This window comes from Oceanitalea stevensii (genome assembly GCF_014837105.1).
GTDB classification, from domain to species: Bacteria; Actinomycetota; Actinomycetes; order Actinomycetales; family Actinomycetaceae; genus Oceanitalea; species Oceanitalea stevensii.
Map to the genome: position 1 here is coordinate 56,872 of NZ_JACSPO010000003.1, position 15,783 is coordinate 72,654.

At 74.3% G+C, this 15,783-nt stretch carries 17 protein-coding genes; 11 read left to right on the forward strand and 6 right to left on the reverse strand.

The genetic code is table 11. The annotated features are described in order from the left end of the window. Positions 1-26 precede the first annotated feature (26 nt). Together H9624_RS07845 and H9624_RS07850 are read left to right on the forward strand one after the other, a co-directional pair. A complete protein-coding gene (locus tag H9624_RS07845) occupies positions 27-932 on the forward strand; it encodes a universal stress protein (RefSeq protein ID WP_251839343.1) in 906 nt (301 codons plus the stop codon). A 95-nt stretch (positions 933-1,027) separates the two neighbouring features. Next, positions 1,028-1,939 carry a universal stress protein gene (locus H9624_RS07850; protein WP_251839344.1) on the forward strand — a complete coding sequence of 304 codons (912 nt, stop codon included), beginning with the start codon at positions 1,028-1,030 and terminating at the stop codon, positions 1,937-1,939. Positions 1,940-1,945: 6 nt separating this feature from the next. Here H9624_RS07850 and H9624_RS07855 read toward each other — a convergent pair whose 3' ends face one another. Then, positions 1,946-2,689, reverse strand: coding sequence for an AAA family ATPase (locus H9624_RS07855; protein WP_251839345.1), 744 nt, complete (start codon positions 2,687-2,689; stop codon positions 1,946-1,948). Between the two features lie 30 nt (positions 2,690-2,719). After that, positions 2,720-2,968, reverse strand: coding sequence for a hypothetical protein (locus H9624_RS07860; protein WP_251839346.1), 249 nt, complete (start codon positions 2,966-2,968; stop codon positions 2,720-2,722). 59 nt (positions 2,969-3,027) lie between these two features. Between H9624_RS07860 and H9624_RS07865 the strand changes: the two genes are divergently transcribed. Both H9624_RS07865 and dinB read left to right on the forward strand, forming a co-directional pair. Next, entirely contained in the window at positions 3,028-3,861 is an 834-nt protein-coding gene (locus tag H9624_RS07865) for an LLM class flavin-dependent oxidoreductase (protein WP_251839347.1), read from the forward strand. 162 nt (positions 3,862-4,023) lie between these two features. Continuing rightward, the gene (gene dinB, locus H9624_RS07870) at positions 4,024-5,286 is read left to right on the forward strand and encodes a DNA polymerase IV (protein ID WP_251839348.1); all 1,263 of its coding nucleotides are present in this window, start codon (positions 4,024-4,026) and stop codon (positions 5,284-5,286) included. 7 nt (positions 5,287-5,293) lie between these two features. Here the strand turns inward: dinB and H9624_RS07875 are convergent, their stop codons facing one another. Next, entirely contained in the window at positions 5,294-6,229 is a 936-nt protein-coding gene (locus H9624_RS07875) for an NAD(P)-dependent oxidoreductase (RefSeq protein WP_251839349.1), read from the reverse strand. A gap of 102 nt (positions 6,230-6,331) precedes the next feature. Here H9624_RS07875 and H9624_RS07880 point away from each other — a divergent pair, with 102 nt between their 5' ends. Further along, positions 6,332-7,570 carry an alpha-hydroxy acid oxidase gene (locus tag H9624_RS07880; protein ID WP_251839350.1) on the forward strand — a complete coding sequence of 413 codons (1,239 nt, stop codon included), beginning with the start codon at positions 6,332-6,334 and terminating at the stop codon, positions 7,568-7,570. A 3-nt stretch (positions 7,571-7,573) separates the two neighbouring features. On the opposite strand, the gene H9624_RS07885 is transcribed toward H9624_RS07880, so the two are convergent. Continuing rightward, positions 7,574-9,337, reverse strand: a complete 1,764-nt coding sequence (locus H9624_RS07885; protein WP_251839351.1) for an alkaline phosphatase D family protein — start codon at positions 9,335-9,337, stop codon at positions 7,574-7,576. A gap of 130 nt (positions 9,338-9,467) precedes the next feature. Here H9624_RS07885 and H9624_RS07890 point away from each other — a divergent pair, with 130 nt between their 5' ends. Continuing rightward, positions 9,468-9,845: a VOC family protein gene (locus tag H9624_RS07890; RefSeq protein WP_251839352.1), complete on the forward strand. Its 378-nt coding sequence runs from the start codon at positions 9,468-9,470 to the stop codon at positions 9,843-9,845. 3 nt (positions 9,846-9,848) lie between these two features. On the opposite strand, the gene H9624_RS07895 is transcribed toward H9624_RS07890, so the two are convergent. Continuing rightward, the gene (locus H9624_RS07895) at positions 9,849-10,196 is read right to left on the reverse strand and encodes a DoxX family protein (protein WP_251839353.1); all 348 of its coding nucleotides are present in this window, start codon (positions 10,194-10,196) and stop codon (positions 9,849-9,851) included. A gap of 174 nt (positions 10,197-10,370) precedes the next feature. Here H9624_RS07895 and H9624_RS07900 point away from each other — a divergent pair, with 174 nt between their 5' ends. The 5 genes from H9624_RS07900 to H9624_RS07920 all read left to right on the forward strand — a co-directional run bounded on the left by H9624_RS07900 (position 10,371) and on the right by H9624_RS07920 (position 14,857). Further along, positions 10,371-11,192 (forward strand): SDR family NAD(P)-dependent oxidoreductase, encoded by an 822-nt coding sequence (locus H9624_RS07900; RefSeq protein WP_251839354.1) that lies wholly within the window; start codon positions 10,371-10,373, stop codon positions 11,190-11,192. A gap of 81 nt (positions 11,193-11,273) precedes the next feature. Then, on the forward strand, positions 11,274-12,875 hold the full coding sequence (gene sppA, locus H9624_RS07905) for a signal peptide peptidase SppA (RefSeq protein WP_251839355.1): 1,602 nt from the start codon (positions 11,274-11,276) through the stop codon (positions 12,873-12,875). 15 nt (positions 12,876-12,890) lie between these two features. Next, positions 12,891-13,235: a hypothetical protein gene (locus H9624_RS07910; protein WP_251839356.1), complete on the forward strand. Its 345-nt coding sequence runs from the start codon at positions 12,891-12,893 to the stop codon at positions 13,233-13,235. Positions 13,236-13,277: 42 nt separating this feature from the next. Beyond that, positions 13,278-13,628 (forward strand): YciI family protein, encoded by a 351-nt coding sequence (locus tag H9624_RS07915; protein ID WP_251839357.1) that lies wholly within the window; start codon positions 13,278-13,280, stop codon positions 13,626-13,628. An 8-nt stretch (positions 13,629-13,636) separates the two neighbouring features. Then, complete coding sequence (locus tag H9624_RS07920) at positions 13,637-14,857, forward strand: RNA polymerase sigma factor (RefSeq protein ID WP_251839358.1); 1,221 nt, start codon at positions 13,637-13,639, stop codon at positions 14,855-14,857. 165 nt (positions 14,858-15,022) lie between these two features. On the opposite strand, the gene H9624_RS07925 is transcribed toward H9624_RS07920, so the two are convergent. After that, positions 15,023-15,760: a LysR family transcriptional regulator substrate-binding protein gene (locus H9624_RS07925; protein WP_251839359.1), complete on the reverse strand. Its 738-nt coding sequence runs from the start codon at positions 15,758-15,760 to the stop codon at positions 15,023-15,025. Positions 15,761-15,783: the final 23 nt, after the last annotated feature.

Sequence of the window (15,783 nt, forward strand, 5' to 3'; positions counted from 1 at the left end):
TATCAAGGAGGTGGGAGGCGAAGACCATGACCAGCTCATCCGACACCACTCGTCCGATCGTCGTGGGGGTCGACGGCTCCGCACTCGCCGACGCCGCCGTCCTGTGGGCGGCGGCCGAGGCGGACCGCAGGGGCACCTCGCTCCACGTCGTCCACGCGTTCGTCCACCTGCACGCCGTCGGCGGGTACCTCACGGTGCTCGAGACCGCAGACCCGCTCGAGATCGGCGGCGCGGTGTGCGAGCGGGCGGCACGCCAGGCCCGCGAGGCGTTCCCCGGGCTCACCGTCACCACCGAGGTGCGTGTGGGCCGGGCGGCCCCGGAGCTCATCAAGGCCTCCCGCGAGGCCACCATGGTCGTCCTCGGTGCGCGGGGCCACGGCCGCGTCACGGGCCTGCTCATCGGGTCGGTGTCCCAGCAGGTGGCGATGTACGCCGGCTGCCCGGTCGTCGTCGTCCGCGGGACCGCCGAGCGTGGGCCCGTCGTCGTCGGCGTCGACGGTTCCCCGGCCTCGGCCGGTGCGCTGCGCTTCGCCGTCGAGCACGCCGCCGCCACCGGTGCGGCCGTCCGGGCCGTGCGGGCCGAGTACGTCGAGCTGCCGATGGGTGCGCCCCCGGGCGACTGGTACTCCGACCTCGTCGACAGGTCGACCGAGGCGACCGAGGCGGCACGCCGCGCCGTGGCGGAGGCCGCGGCCGAGCACCCGGCCGTGGACATCGAGCTGCAGGTCGTGCGCCGCCACCCCGAGGCGGCCCTCGTCGAGGAGGCTGCCGACGCGAGCCTGCTCGTCGTCGCCAGCCGCGGCCTGGGCGGCTTCGCCGGCCTCATGCTCGGCTCGGTGAGCCAGGGCGTGCTGTCCCGGGCGAGGGCGACCGTCGCCGTCGTGCCCGGTGGCGAGGAGCCCGAGCACCCCGACGACCCGCACGTGCGCTGAGCCGTCCGCGAGCTGCGTGACCTGGCCCCGGAGGACCAACGGTCCTCTCCGTCGGCCTGCGTCCGTCCTGAAACAGAGACATGGAGGCGATGAAGATGACGAACCACAGCACACTGACCCTCCCGATCGTCGTGGCGATCGACGGGTCCCCGGTCAGCGAGGAAGCGGTCCGCTGGGCGGCGGACGAGGCGGCGCGCCGGGGCACGACGCTCCACGTCGTCCACGCGTTCACCTACGCCCACGCGCCCGGCGGGTACGTCGGGACCTACGACCCCGACGCCCCGGCACGAGTGAGCGAGGCGATGTGTCAGCGCGCGGTCGCGAGCGCGCAGGACGCGCACCCCGACCTCGCCGTGACGACCGAGGTCCGCGTCGGTCGAGCCGCTCCCGAGCTCGTCAAGGCGTCTGACCACGCCGCCATGATGGTCCTCGGCTCGCGGGGGCACGGCCGGCTCACCGGCGTCATCGTCGGCTCGGTCTCCCAGCAGGTGGCGACGCACGCCCACTGCCCCGTCGTCGTCGTGCGCGAGAAGGACGAGAAGGCCGCCACCTCGGTCGTCGTCGGGGTCGACGGCTCGCCGGCCGCGGCGCAAGCGCTTCTCTTCGCGGCCGAGCACGCGGCGGCGAGCGGTGCGTCCGTGCGGGCGATCCGCTCGGAGTACGTCGAGATCCCCGTCGGCGCTCCCGACGGGAACTGGTACGGCGCCCTCGTCGAGCATGTCGCCCGGGCGACCGAGGAGGCGCGGCGGACTGTCGAGGAGGTGGCCGCCGAGCTGCCGGACGTCGACATCGAGCTCCGCGTGGTCCGCGAGCACCCGGAGACGGCTCTCGTCGAGGCGTCCGCCGAGGTGGAGATGCTCGTCGTCGCCAGCCGCGGCCTGGGTGGTTTCGCCGGCCTCATGCTCGGCTCGGTGAGTCAGGGCGTGCTGTCCCGGGCGAAGGTGACGGTTGCGGTCGTCCCGGCGGGTGTCGAGGTCGAGCACCCCGACACCCCGCACGCCGGCTGAGCTGCCCTACTCCGCGAGGTGGCGCAGGTAGCGCCCGGGCGCGTCGAGGAAGGCGCGCCAGTGACGCACGACCTCCAGCTCGTCCCAGACGACCGGGGTGATCCCGGCGTCGTCGAGCTGGAGGACGCGGGCACCGGGCAGGGCGGTGAGGATCGGGGAGTGCGTGGCGCACAGGACGTGCCGCTCCGCGCCGGCGAGCTGGGCGAGCACGTCGAGGAGCGCGAGGGACGTCGTGAAGGACAGCGCCGACTCGGGCTCGTCGAGGAGGACGACGCCGGCCGTGCGGACCCACGAGCCGGTGAGCATCTCGACGAAGGACTCGCCGTGGCTGAGCTGGTGGAGCTGGTGGGTGGACGCGGGCCCGTCCGCCGGCGCCGAGGCGTCCTCGAGGTAGCTGACGAAGCGGTGCATCGTCTCCGCGCGGAGGAAGAAGCCCCGGCGCCAGGCGGCGCGGTCGCGCCACACGGGGCGCAGGCGACCGCCGAGGTCGGAGCGGTCGCTGGCACGCCCCCGCGCGGCGCCTCCGACGTGGTCGGTCGACCCGCCGTCGGCCGGGATGCCGAGCGCCTCGGCGACCGCCTCGACGATCGTCGACTTCCCCGCCCCGTTCTCCCCGACGAGGAAGGTGACGCCGGGCGGGATCTCCAGCCCGTGCTCGAGCAGGTGGGCGACGGCGGGCACGGAGTCCGGCCAGGCGGCGACGTCGACGGAGGCCTTGGGGTCCAGCTCGATCCGGAGCAGTGCGGTCACGCGCCCCACTGTGCCAGGACGCGCCGACACTCAGCCGCCCTGGCTCACCCGGGCCGCGCTGCTCGTGTACCCGCCGGCCAGTCCCTCGGTGAGGGCGGCGACCAGGGCCGGGACGTCCTCGGCGGCCACCCGGACGGTGCCGGTGCACACGTGGTCGTGCCACAGGGAGAGGACGGCCACGCCGTCGTCGTGGTGCCAGGACACGCGCAGCGCACGACCGCCGCCGCGGACGTCCGCGACGACCTCGCCCCGCGCGGGCAGCGCGACGATGCGTCCCATGGACCCATGATCCTCCGCCGACCCTGTTCTGACCAGACCCGCGCGAGTACCGTCGGACCATGAGGTACGGCGTCGTCGCGTCCTTCGGTTCCGTCGAGCAGGTCTTGGAGATGGCGGTGGCCGCCGAGGAGGCCGGCTGGGACGGCTTCTTCACGTGGGACGGCATCAGCGTCGGGACCATGGACACCTTCGACCCGTGGGCGCTGCTCGGGGCGGTGGCCGTCTCGACGACGCGGATCCGGCTCGGCGCGATGGTCTTCGCCCTCGCCCGCCGCCACCCGTGGAAGGTCGCGCGGGAGGCGATCACCGTGGACCACCTCTCCGGCGGGCGTCTCGTCATGCCGGTGGGGCTCGGTGCCGTCGACGACGGCGCGTTCAGCCGCGTCTCGGGCGCACCCACCGAGCGACGTACCCGCGCCGAGCTCCTCGACGACTCGCTCGCCATCCTCGACCTCGCCTGGCGCGGGGAGCCCTTCAGCTACACCGGCACGCACCACAGGGTGGAGGACCTCGTCTTCCGGCCGCGGCCGGTGCAGCGGCCGCGCGTGCCCGTCTGGGTGGTGGGCGCGTGGCCCTCGCGGCGGTCGATGGACCGGGCGCTGCGCTGGGACGGTGTCCTCCCGCAGCCCATGGGCGGGCCGGGGGAGCCGGTGACGGCACAGATGGTCGCCGACATTCGGGCGCTCGCGGCCGAGAGGCGCGAGGACGGGGGAGCGGGCTTCGATGTCGTCGTCGAGGGCGTGGTGCGCGAGGGCGATGCGGCGGCCGAGGCCCGTGTCCGCGACCTCGCCGACGCCGGGGCGACCTGGTGGATCGAGTCGCGCTGGGAGGGGGAGGAGGCGCGGCCGGAGAACCTCCTCGCGCACATCCGCAGCGGCCCGCCGCGGGTCTGACGTCCAGGGGGCGTCCCGATCCCGCCACAAAGGGCGCAGACCTGCGCGCGACACGCCGTGCGCCGCACGCGACACGCCGCGCACGGAGGGGCAACTGCGCCGGTTGTGGCGGGATCTCACAACGACGCGCAATTCGAACGTACGTGCGAGTATGCTGAGGCTGTGTCCACCACCGGACCGACCATCCTCCACGCCGACCTCGACGCGTTCTACGCCTCGGTCGAGCAGCTGCTCCAGCCCGCGCTGCGGGGGCGGCCCATCGCCGTGGGCGGCAGCGACCGCGGGGGCGTCGTCCTCGCCGCGTCCTACGAGGCCAAGGCGCACGGCGTCCAGGGCGGCATGGCCGGGTGGAAGGCGGCGCAGCTGTGCCCGGGCCTCACCTTCGTGCGCGGCTCCTTCCACCGCTACCAGGCCATCGCCGACGACGTCATGGCGATCCTCGGCGACGTCACTCCCCTCGTGCAGCGCATCTCCATCGACGAGGCCTTCCTCGACGTCTCGGGCTCCACGCACCTCTTCGGCCCGCCCGCTGCCATCGCGGCGCTGCTCCGCGAGCGGGTCCGCACCGAGGTCGGCCTGCCCATCTCGGTCGGCGCGGCTCGCACCAAGCACCTGGCCAAGATCGCCTCGCAGGTGGCCAAGCCGGACGGGCTCGTCGTCGTCGAGCCCGACGACGAGCGCGACTTCCTGGACCCGCTGCCCGTCGGCCTCATCTGGGGTGTCGGACCGGTGACGAAGCAGCGCCTCGCGGACCGCGGGATCCACACCATCGGCGACCTCGCCCGGACCGAGCGCTCGGCGATGGAGCGCTACCTCGGGCACGCGACCGGCGGGACGCTCCACAGCCTGGCCCACAACGAGGACCCGCGCCGGGTGAGCACCTCCACCCGCGCCCGCTCCGTCGGTGCGCAGTCCGCCGTGGGCCGCCGCCCGGCCACCCCCGAGCTCGTCCGGGAGGTCCTCAGCCACCTCGCCGAGCGGGTGGCCGGCCGGCTGCGCGCCAAGGACCACGCCGGACGCACCGTCACCGTGCGGGTGCGCTTCCTCGCCATGCGTTCGGTCACCCGCGCCCTCACGCTCCCGGGCCCGGTGTCGGCCACGCTCACCCTCACCGAGGTTGCCGAGCGTCTCGTGTGGCAGGCGATCGACGAGGAGGAGAGCGAGCGGCCCGAGATCACTCTCCTCGGCATCTCGGTGTCCAAGCTGACGTCGCAGGCCGCCATCCAGCTCGAGCTGCCCCTCCCGCCGCCCGACCCGTGGCGCCCGGGCTCGGAGACCGGGGCCGCGCGCTGGGTGCTGGACCGCTCGGTGGACGCCGCCCGGGAACGCTTCGGCCGCTCCGCCGTCGGCTACCTGCCCGCCGCGATGGGTCGCGGCGCGGGCGTGCCCGAGGAGTTCCGGGAGCTGGCCGAGAAGGACCTGTGAGCGGCCGTCAGTAGCCCCGGCCGAGGTCGACGACGTGCGGGGGCCGGCGACCGTCGGCCAGCGCGCCGTGTGCCGCCACGAGGGCCTCGACGACGTCCTCGGGCAGCGTCGGCCCCGACACGTGCGGCGTCACGGTGACCGCCGGGTGGGACCAGCGCCAGTCGTCGGCCGGGAGCGGCTCCGTCTCGTGGACGTCGAGCACGGCGCGGCGGACCGTGCCGGCGTCGAGGGCGGTCCGCAGGTCGTCGGCCACGAGCGTCGCGCCACGGCCGACGTTGACGACGACGGCGCCGTCGAGCTGGTCGAGCACGCTCGCGTCGACCAGGCCGCGGGTGCCGTCGGTGAGCGGGAGCGCGTTGACGAGCGCCGCGCACGACCCCAGGTGCGGGGCGGCGTCGGCCAGGGCGGCGACGTCGTCGAAGGGGTCCGCGGCCGTGCCGCGCGTGTTGACGCCGACGGTCCGGTACCCGGCGGCGCGCAGTACCCGGGCGACGCCGGCACCGATCTCCCCGGTGCCGAGGACGACAACGGCGGCGCCCCGCGTGCGCACCGGCTCGAGCGGTTGCCACTGCGCCCGCTCCTGCTGGGCGGCGTACTCCCGCAGGTGCCACGCGTCGGCGAGCAGGTGGGCCAGGACGTAGCTGCCGATCGCCTCCGGCATGCCGCCGACCGTGCGCGTGAGGACGACGTCCGTGCCCCGTAGCTCCTCGACCACCCGGTCGACACCCGCCATCGGCAGGTGGACCCACCGCACGCCGGAGTCCGCGAGGTTCGGCGGCACGGTGTAGCCGGTGTAGCTGTCGGCCCAGGCGGCGTCCTCGGGGGAGAGGGGCCCGTGCGGGACGGTGCGGGTCTCGAGCGCCGGCAGGGCAGAGGCGAGGTCCGCGGCGAGGCCGGCGGCGTCGCGCCCGGCGAGGAGCATGCGGTGAAAGCTGTGAGGCATGCACCGACCGTACCGACAGCATCCGCCGCTCGACCTGCAGGGGCGGGTGTGGTGCCCGGCGCCGTAGTCTCGGGCACGCAGTCACGTCGAGGAGGTCGGTCCATGGTCAGGCGGCAGGTCCCCAACCCGCGGGAGATCCTCGAGCTGGTCCAGTTCAAGCGGCCCAGCCTCGACGCCCGCAAGCGGCGCCTGGACGCGGCGCTCACCATCGAGGACCTCCGCGCGATCGCCAAGCGACGCACCCCCGCGGCCGCCTTCGACTACACCGACGGCGCCGCGGAGGGGGAGCTGTCCCTGCGCCGGGCGCGGCAGGCCTTCCAGGACATCGAGCTCCACCCCTCGATCCTGCGCGACGTCTCGCGGGTGGACACGAGCACGACCGTCTTCGGCGGGCCCTCGGCCCTGCCCTTCGGGATCGCGCCCACCGGCTTCACCCGGCTCATGCACACCGAGGGGGAGAGCGCCGGGGCTGCGGCCGCCGGGGCGGCGGGCATCCCCTTCACCCTCTCGACCCTGGGCACGACGTCCATCGAGGACGTCCGGGCGGCCAACCCCCACGGGCGCAACTGGTTCCAGCTGTACGTGATGAAGCAGCGCGAGATCTCCTACGGCCTCGTCGAGCGGGCTGCGGCGGCCGGCTTCGACACCCTCTTCTTCACGGTCGACACCCCGGTGGCGGGGGCGCGGCTGCGCGACACCCGCAACGGCTTCTCCATCCCGCCTCAGCTCACCGTGCGCACCGTGGCCAACGCGGTGCCGCGACCGTGGTGGTGGGTCGACTTCCTCACCACGCCCAAGCTCGAGTTCGCCTCCCTGTCCTCCACCGGCGGGACCGTGGGGGAGCTGCTCGACTCGGCGATGGACCCCTCGATCGACTACGAGGACCTCGCGACCATCCGGGCCATGTGGCCGGGCACGATCGTCGTCAAGGGCGTCCAGACGGTGGCCGACGCGAAGCGGCTCGCCGACCTCGGCGTGGACGGCATCGTCCTGTCCAACCACGGCGGGCGCCAGCTCGACCGCGCGCCCGTCCCGTTCCACCTCCTGCCGGAGGTGGTGCGCGAGGTCGGCAGCGACCTCGAGGTCACCCTCGACACCGGCATCATGAACGGCGCCGACATCGTCGCGAGCGTCGCCCTCGGCGCCCGCTTCACCTTCATCGGCCGCGCCTACCTCTACGGGCTGATGGCCGGCGGCCGGCAGGGCGTGGACCGCGCGATCGCCATCCTCGCCGACCAGGTCCGCCGCACGATGAAGCTCCTCCAGGTCACCTCCCTCGAGGAGCTCGGTCCCCAGCACGTCACCCAGCTCCAGCGCCTCGTGCCGCGGCCGCGCCGCTAGGGCTCAGCGACGGCGGCCGGTGCGCCGCCGCAGCCGGGCCAGCAGCCCGCGCCGCCCGTCGCGGTGCACCCGGGCGAGCGGCCGGCGGTGCGCCGTCCCGGCGGGCGGGACGTCGAGCTCGAGGTCGGCGACGGCGACGAGGTCGGGCCGGTCCTCCGACGCGCCGACCACCCGCCCACCGAGCCAGACGGTGCGCAGCTGCTCGCCGTCGACCTCGAGGACGGCGAGGTTGTTGTCGAACCACGGCCCGGCGATCCCGTGCCAGCGCCACGGCGGCTCGGGCAGCCGCGCCAGCCGGGACAGCAGTGCGCCCAGCGGCCGGGCCCCGTGGGAGCCGAGCGCCGCGAAGGCCCGCAGCGCCCGGGGGAGCGGGTTGCGGATGGGGGAGCACACGAGCTGGAGCATCCGGGAGCCGGACTCGCGGTCCACCTCGGTGATGTAGGAGAAGTGGACGTCACCGGAGAGGAAGAGCACCGACGACGGCGCCGCGCCGCGCCGTCCGTCGGCGACCTCGGTGACCATCTGCGCCACGGCGGTGAAGGACCGGCTGAACGCGCCCCAGTGCTCGAGGTCGAGCTCCTGGCGCAGCCACTCCGCGGCGCGGGCCAGGTGGCGCCCGAGCCTCCCCTCGGCGAGGGCCTCGTCCAGCGCCTCCACGCGGTGCAGCCCCATCGGCAGGAGAAAGGGCAGCGACGTCGCCACGAGGAGGTGCTCGACGTCGCCGGTCAGCTGCTCGTCCAGCCAGGCCGTCTCGTCGTCGTCGAGCATCGACCGGCGGGCCGGCTCCAGCTCCCGCGCCGCCCGCGAGTCCACGACGACCAGCCGGGAGCCACCCAGCGGGTGGGTGTAGCTCCACCGGTAGCTCTCCGGCTCGCGGTCGGCCCGCTCGGCGAAGGCGTCGACGGCGTCGGTGAGGTCGACCTCGGTGCCCGGCGCCGCCTCCTGACGGCGCCGCAGCTCCGCCCACAGCGGGTCCTCGGCCCGCTCGGTCGCGGACATGTTCCCCAGGTGCTGGTAGACCCAGTAGGAGCCCAGCGCGGCGACGATGCGCCCGTGCCACCAGCTCGTCGCCTCCATCTGCCGACGCCAGCTGAGGGAGGTGTTCCAGTCGTCGCGCACGTCGTGGTCGTCGAAGATCATCAGGCTCGGCAGCCACGACAGCAGCCACCGCAGCGCCGGCTCGCCCCAGGCCAGGCGGTAGAGGTGGGCGTACTCCTCGAAGTCCGCGAGCTCGTCGCCCGGCTCCGCGGAGATGTCCCGCCGCGCCTCGATGAACTCGCGCATCTCGGCGGACGTCGCGTCGGCGTAGACCTGGTCACCGAGGAGCAGGAGGAGGTCCGGCGCCTGCCCCGCCTCGCCGTCGGCCAGCGCCAGCGCGTAGGTGCGCAGGGCGTCCACGCCGTGGGTGAGGTGGTGGACGTCGTCGTGCGGGACGCTCGTGCGGCACGAGCCGAAGGCCAGCCGTACCGGTGCGTCGTCGGCTCGCGCCGCCAGCGTGCTCGGGGGGAAGGTGGCGGCCGGGGCAGGCCAGCACACGTCGTCGTCGACGAGCACCTCGTACGGCACGCGAGTGTCGCGAGGCAGGCCGTCCACCTCGACGAGCGCGTAGTGGTGCCCGTGGACGGCGAAGGTAGGGGCGGACCAGGCGCCGCCGTCGTCGGTGAGACGGACGGTGACCGTGGCCGCGCGGGCCACCTCCACCCACACCGCGGCCGTCGTCCCGTCGACGCGGCGGACCATCGGTCCCAGCACCAGCTCGGCTGCCATGCGAGCAGTGTCCCCGTGCGGGGCCGGTCGCGTCGGTGGTTCGGTGGGGTCTGTGCAGCAGGCCCGCACGGTCCTACGATCGGAGGGTCAGCGCCGGCGCCGGTGCCGGCCTTCGGACGCGGAGGTTCTCATGACTGGTCGAGTGGTCCACTTCGAGATCCCCTTCGAGGACAAGGACCGTGCCAAGCGCTTCTACAGCGACGTCTTCCACTGGCAGGTGGAGGAGATGCCCGAGCTCGACTACGTCGGTGTGCAGACCGGCCCCACGGGGCAGGACGGCATGGCGAGCGAGCCCGGCTACATCGGCGGCGGGATGACTGCCCGGGCCGGGTCGAACACCGCCACCGTCATCGTCCTCGACAGCACCGACATCGACGCCGACCTCTCCCGGGTGGAGTCCCACGGCGGTGAGGTCCTCGAGGGCCGCACTCCGGTCGGTGACATGGGCTTCGCCGCGTACTTCAAGGACTCGGAGGGCAACGTCGTCGGCCTGTGGCAGAGCGCGTAGCGCCTACCGCAGGCTGGTGAGCGTGTAGCCGGCGGCCAGGACGAGCAGGGCGAGCGCCGGGACCATGTCCGCCGGCGCGTCCTTCGCGCGGGCGTGGAACACGACGGCGCCCACCATGAGGAGCGCCACGCCCGCACCCGCCGCGACCCCGAGCCACGCCCACCACAGCCCGACGACGATCCCGGCCACCGCCGCCAGCTCGAGGTACCCGATGGCCCGGTAGCGCGGCCACGGGACGCCGAGGTGCGCCGCCGTGTCGCGCATCGACTGCTGCTCGGTCACCTTGCTCAGCGCGGCGACGAGGAGCAGGGCGCAGGTGAGGGCGGCGAGGACGATGCGTGCGGTCTCCATCCGCTCGAGCGTGCCCCACCCGGGCCGCTGCTGTCCTCGGAATTCGGCCGCGGGCCGGGAGGCGGGACCATGGGCCCCCTTTCCGGGCAATTCACCCGGGCACGATGGGATCAGCCGGGAGACACCGGCAGCGGAGGGGCCCCAGGAGGGCCGCGACACGAGGAGTTGGGGCACATGGAGATCGCCGGCAAGGTGTTCGTCGTCACCGGGGGCGGGAACGGCATCGGTCGCGCCGTCGTCCTCGACCTGCTGGCCCGCGGCGCGGGAGTCGCGGCCGTCGACGTCAGCGAGGCCGCTCTCGCCGAGACTGCGGCGCTCGCGGGCAACGCCGGCCTCTTCTCCACCCACGTCGTCGACCTCGCCGACCGGGACGCCGTCGAGGCGCTGCCCGAGGCCGTCATCGCCGCCCACGGGCAGGTGGACGGCGTCCTCAACGTCGCGGGGATCATCCAGCGCTTCGTCCCCGTCAACGACCTCTCCTACGAGGAGGTCGAGAAGGTCATGGCGGTGAACTACTGGGGCGTGGTCCACATGTGCAAGGCGTTCCTGCCCCACCTGCTCGAGCGGCCCGCCGCGTGCATCGTCAACGTCGGCAGCATGGGCGGCCTCTCGCCGGTCCCCGGCCAGTCCGTCTACGGCGCGAGCAAGGCCGCCGTCAAGCTCTTCACCGAGGGCCTGTACGCCGAGCTGCTCGACACCCCCGTGGCCGTCACGGTGGTCTTCCCCGGCGCGATCGCGACGAACATCAGCGCGAACTCCGGCGTGGGCGCGAAGCGTGACCCCGAGGCGGGCGACACGAAGATGCGGACGACGACGGCTCAGGAGGCCGCCCGCCAGATCATCGCCGCCGTCGAGAAGGGCTCCTACCGGGCGACGATCGGCAGCGACGCCCGGATGATCGACCTTCTCTCCCGGCTCATGCCGCGCCGGACCACCGAGATGATCACGAAGAAGATGGGCGCGATGCTCGAGAGCATGGCTCCCGCCAAGGTCTGAGGCCCCTGGGCGGGCACCGGTCGCCGGTGCCCGCCCGCAGGCGTCCGTGACGGCTGTCACAGGCCCCGGTTAGGGTGCCTTATGGCCTTGATCCCAGAGAAGCTCCGCCTCGCCGTCAGCCGCACCCGTGCCGCGGGCAGCGCCCCCGACTGGGTGGTCCTCGACCTCCACGGCAGCTACCCCACGCACGCGCCGGCGGGCGCGGCCGCGGCGCTCCTCCAGCGCGACGACACCTTCGAGGCGCTCACCGAGCGCCTGGACAGGCTCGCCAAGGCCGACTGGCTCACCGGCGTCCTCGTGCGCGTCGGCGAGCTGAAGGTCGGGCTGAGCACGGCGCGCGCCCTCGGCGCCGCGCTGGGCCGGCTGGCCGCCCGCAAGCACGTCGTCGGCTACGTGCCGCAGGTGTCGATGCGCACCCTGCTCGTCACCGCTCGGGCCAGCGAGGTCGTCGTCCCCGAGTCCGCCGAGGTCTCGCTGCCCGGCTTCGCGGCCGAGCAGGTCTTCCTCGGGGCCTTCCTCGCCAAGCACGGCATCACCTTCGAGAACCTGCGCATCCGCGAGTACAAGTCCGCGCTCACGGCCTTCTCCGAGGACCGTATGGACGAGTACGAGCGCGAGCAGCTCACCGCCTACCTCGACTCCGCCGAGCGGACCTGGCTCGACGCCGTGGCCGACGGAGCGGACCCCGCGTCCGTCCTCGGCGCCGGCTTCACGAACGCGGAGGAGCTGCTCGCCGCCGGTCTCGTCAGCCGCATCGCCTACGACGACGAGATCGTCACCGTCGTCGACCAGCACTGGCCGCGCGCCCTCGAGCTGCTCCTGCCGGACCTCTCCGCCCGCAAGCTCGCGAGGAAGGCCGACGGCGTGGCGATCGTGCCCGTCGTCGGCGCCATCGTCTCGGGCCGGTCGCGGAGCACCCCGCCGCTGCCGATCGGTCCCGGACCCACGGCCGGCTCGGAGACCGTCGTCACCGCGCTGCGCCGGGCCGAGCGCGACGAGCACGTCAAGGCCGTCGTCCTGTGGGTCGACTCCCCGGGCGGCTCCGCGCTCGCCTCCGACGTCATCGGCCGCGCCGTCGCGCGGTGCGCCAAGCCCGTCGTCGCCGTCATGGGGCAGGTCGCCGCGTCCGGGGGCTACTACGTCCTCACCCACGCCGACCACGTCGTCGCCGACCCGTACACGATCACCGGGAGCATCGGCGTCGTCGTCGGCAAGCCGGTCCTCGCCCAGCTCGACGAGCGCCAGGGGCTCAACCCGCAGACCGTCGGACGGGAGGCCGCGCTGTTCGCCAGCCCGCACCGGCCCTTCACCGCCGAGCAGCGCGCGTGGGCGGAGAAGATGATGGAGGAGGTCTACGCCCGTTTCGTCGACCGCGTGGCCGCCGGCCGCAGCCTCAGCCACGAGCGCGTGGACGAGATCGGCCGCGGTCGGATCTGGAGCGGGCAGGACGCCGCCGGCATCGGCCTCGTCGACGAGCTGGGGGACCTCCACGACGGAATCGCCGCCGCCCGCCGGCTCGCCGGCCTGGGCGAGCACGCCCCCGTGCGCACCGTGTCCGCGGGGCTCACGCTGCCCGGCCTGCCGAGCTTCGCCACGCAGCCTGCAGGAGCCGTGGAGCGGCTGTGGCCCTTCGGCTCGGAGAAGGTCCTCACCTGGTTCGACCGCTCCGTCCGGATCCGCTGAGAGGCTGGGCACACCATGAGGGGGAACCAGCGGTGGACCTCGCTCCTCAGCGGGGTGCTCGTGGCGAACAGCGCGCCGCACCTGGCGAGCGCGGTCACCGGCCGACGTCACCTCACCCCGCTCGCGGGACGGGAGTCGTCCCCGGCGGTCAACGGGGCCTGGGGCGTGGCCAACCTGGCCGGCGGTCTGCTGCTCCTGCGGCGGGCGGCGGGAGCACCGTCGTCCCTGCGCTGGGACGAGCGGCTCCACTGGTTCGAGGCGGGGGTCGCCGTGTTCAGCGTGTGGATGGCGGGCTCGGAGCGCGCGCTGAGGATCAACACGGGTGTCGAAACCGGGCGTCCCCGTTCGTCCAGAGGGTGAGAGCGCCGGAGGGACCGGCGCCGCACACCGGGGAGAGACACGATGAGCCAGTACCTGCTGAGCATCTACCAGCCCTACGGCGAGACGATGGAGGAGTTCCCCGACGCGGAGTTCCTCGAGCCGATCATCCGTGAGGTGACCGCGCTCAAGGAGGACATGCACCGCCAGGGGGTGTGGGTCTTCGACGGCGGGCTGCACGCCCCCACGACGGCCACCGTGCTGCGGCCGCAGGGGGCGGACGTCGTCACCACCGACGGACCCTTCGCCGAGGCGAAGGAGCACCTGGGCGGCCTCACCGTCATCGACGTCGAGGACCTCGACGCCGCCCTGGCGTGGGGCGAGCGCCTGGCGCGGGCGACCACCCTGCCCGTCGAGGTCCGACCCTTCCAGTAGGCACGGCCATGGTCTCCGCGGCGGACGTCGAGCGGGTCTTCCGCGCGGAGTACGGCCGCGTCGTGGCCGTCCTGGTCCGCGCCTTCGGGGACATCGACCTCGCCGAGGACGCGGCCCAGGAGGCCTTCGCCGCCGCCGTCGAGCGCTGGCCGGCGCAGGGCCTGCCACCCAGCCCGGCCGGGTGGCTCGTCACCACGGCCCGGCGGCGCGCGATCGACCGGCTGCGGCGTGAGACCGCGGGCCGGGTGAAGCTCGCCGAGGCCGCGCTGCTCCACGCCGCCGAGGACGTCGAGGAGGTGGGCCCAGTGCCCGACGAACGACTACGACTCATCTTCACCTGTTGCCACCCCGCGCTGTCCCGCGAGGCGCAGGTGGCGCTCACGCTCAAGCTGCTCGGCGGGCTGAGCACGGGGGAGATCGCCCGTGCCTTCCTCGTCCGGGAGACCGCGATGGCGCAGCGGCTGGTGCGTGCCAAGAACAAGATCCGCGCCGCCCACATCCCGTACCGCGTCCCCGCCGCGGAGGACCTTCCGGGCCGGCTGGAGCCCGTCCTCGCCGTCGTCTATCTCGTCCTCAACGAGGGCCACACCGCGACGTCCGGCGACGAGCTGGCCCGCGCCGAGCTCTGCGCCGAGGCCGTCCGGCTGGGCCGGCTGCTCCTCGTACTCCTGCCCGAGGAGCCGGAGGTGCGCGGGTTGCTCGCGCTCATGCTGCTCACCGAGGCCCGGCGGCCGGCGCGGGACGACGGCACCGGCGCGCTCGTGCCGCTGCCGGAGCAGGACCGCAGCCGCTGGGACCGCGCGCTCGTGGCCGAGGGCCAGGACCTCGTCCGGGAGTGCCTGCGGCTCGGCCGGCCCGGGCCCTACCAGCTGCAGGCGGCCATCGCCGCCGTCCACAGCGACGCCGCCGCGGCCGCGGACACCGACTGGTGGCAGATCCTCGCGCTCTACGACCAGCTCCTCGCCCTGAGCCCGACGCCGGTCGTGGCGCTCAACCGGGCGGTGGCAGTCGCGGAGGTGCACGGCGCGTCACCGGCCCTGGAACTGGTCGAGGCCACGGGACTCGATGGCTACCACCCCTTCCACGCCGTCCGCGCCGAGCTCCTCCGCCGGCTCGGTCGGGGCGCGGAGGCGGCCGAGGAGTACGCGGCAGCGCTGGAGCACACCGCCAACGCCGCGGAGCAGTCCTACCTGCGCGCGCGGCTCGCCTCACTCGACCCAGGTGGCTGACGCTGATCTGCGCACAAGTCGCGCAGGAGGCCTCCAGCGCGACAGGTGTCCCGGCGTGTCGGCGGCGTGTCCGGGACTTTGGTGCAGCCCACGGTCACCGCGCGCGGCGCGGAGTGCCGTGCAGCCCACGGCCGGCGCGCGCGGCACCGGCGGCGAGAGTCAGGCTCAGCGGCCCGGACGGCCCTTGCGCGGCCCGGGTCCACCCCGCCGGCGGCCGCCACCGGCGCCCCGGCCACGACCCGGGCCGGGGTGCTTGGCCTCCGGGCGGGCGCTGCTGTCGGCCGGGCGCGCGTCGGGCTGCCGCGAGCTGCGCTCGGTGCGCCCCCGGACGATGCCGACGAAGGTCTCCACCCGCGGGTCCTCGTTGTCCGCCCGCCAGGCGAGGCCCACCCGGGTGGTCGCCACACCCGTCACCGGGACGGCGCGCACGTCCTTGCGCTGGTGCAGGCGCGCCACGGACATCGGCAGGACGAGGATCCCCGCCCCGCTCGCGGCCACCTCCACCGCCTGCGCCACCGTCATGGGCGGCGGCTCCACCCGTCGGCCCTCGCGCACCTCGTCGGCGACGGCGGCCCACTCGGGGCACGCGTCGGCGTCCTGGAGGAGGTGCTCGGCGGCGAGGTCGGCGACGTCCACCTCGTCGAAGGCGGTGACCGGGTGGTCCTTGGCCGCCACGACCACCGGCTGCTCCTCGTAGAGCGGGATGAGGTGGAGCCCGTCACGTTCCAGGGGCAGACGGACGAAGCACATGTCCACCTCGCCCTGGGCGAGCAGCCGTTGCTGGTCCTCGGCCTCGACCAGCCGTGGTGCCAGCGGGGAGTCGGGAAGCCGCTGCTCCCACCGGGTGAACCACTTGCCGGGGCTGACGCCGGGCGCGAAGCCGACACGGAAGGGCTCGGCCATGGCTGCTCCTCGGGGGACGGGTG

What these genes read in the sequence shown, in the direction of transcription:
- H9624_RS07910 (WP_251839356.1), top strand. Translation starts at nt 12,891, where the DNA reads ATGAGGGGGAACCAGCGGTGGACCTCGCTCCTCAGCGGGGTGCTCGTG.
- H9624_RS07915 (WP_251839357.1), top strand. Translation starts at nt 13,278, where the DNA reads ATGAGCCAGTACCTGCTGAGCATCTACCAGCCCTACGGCGAGACGATG.
- H9624_RS07860 (WP_251839346.1), bottom strand. Translation starts at nt 2,968, where the DNA reads ATGGGACGCATCGTCGCGCTGCCCGCGCGGGGCGAGGTCGTCGCGGAC.
- H9624_RS07850 (WP_251839344.1), top strand. Translation starts at nt 1,028, where the DNA reads ATGACGAACCACAGCACACTGACCCTCCCGATCGTCGTGGCGATCGAC.
- H9624_RS07880 (WP_251839350.1), top strand. Translation starts at nt 6,332, where the DNA reads ATGGTCAGGCGGCAGGTCCCCAACCCGCGGGAGATCCTCGAGCTGGTC.
- H9624_RS07925 (WP_251839359.1), bottom strand. Translation starts at nt 15,760, where the DNA reads ATGGCCGAGCCCTTCCGTGTCGGCTTCGCGCCCGGCGTCAGCCCCGGC.
- H9624_RS07875 (WP_251839349.1), bottom strand. Translation starts at nt 6,229, where the DNA reads ATGCCTCACAGCTTTCACCGCATGCTCCTCGCCGGGCGCGACGCCGCC.
- H9624_RS07890 (WP_251839352.1), top strand. Translation starts at nt 9,468, where the DNA reads ATGACTGGTCGAGTGGTCCACTTCGAGATCCCCTTCGAGGACAAGGAC.
- H9624_RS07865 (WP_251839347.1), top strand. Translation starts at nt 3,028, where the DNA reads ATGAGGTACGGCGTCGTCGCGTCCTTCGGTTCCGTCGAGCAGGTCTTG.
- H9624_RS07895 (WP_251839353.1), bottom strand. Translation starts at nt 10,196, where the DNA reads ATGGAGACCGCACGCATCGTCCTCGCCGCCCTCACCTGCGCCCTGCTC.
- H9624_RS07900 (WP_251839354.1), top strand. Translation starts at nt 10,371, where the DNA reads ATGGAGATCGCCGGCAAGGTGTTCGTCGTCACCGGGGGCGGGAACGGC.
- H9624_RS07920 (WP_251839358.1), top strand. Translation starts at nt 13,637, where the DNA reads ATGGTCTCCGCGGCGGACGTCGAGCGGGTCTTCCGCGCGGAGTACGGC.
- sppA (WP_251839355.1), top strand. Translation starts at nt 11,274, where the DNA reads ATGGCCTTGATCCCAGAGAAGCTCCGCCTCGCCGTCAGCCGCACCCGT.
- H9624_RS07885 (WP_251839351.1), bottom strand. Translation starts at nt 9,337, where the DNA reads ATGGCAGCCGAGCTGGTGCTGGGACCGATGGTCCGCCGCGTCGACGGG.
- H9624_RS07845 (WP_251839343.1), top strand. Translation starts at nt 27, where the DNA reads ATGACCAGCTCATCCGACACCACTCGTCCGATCGTCGTGGGGGTCGAC.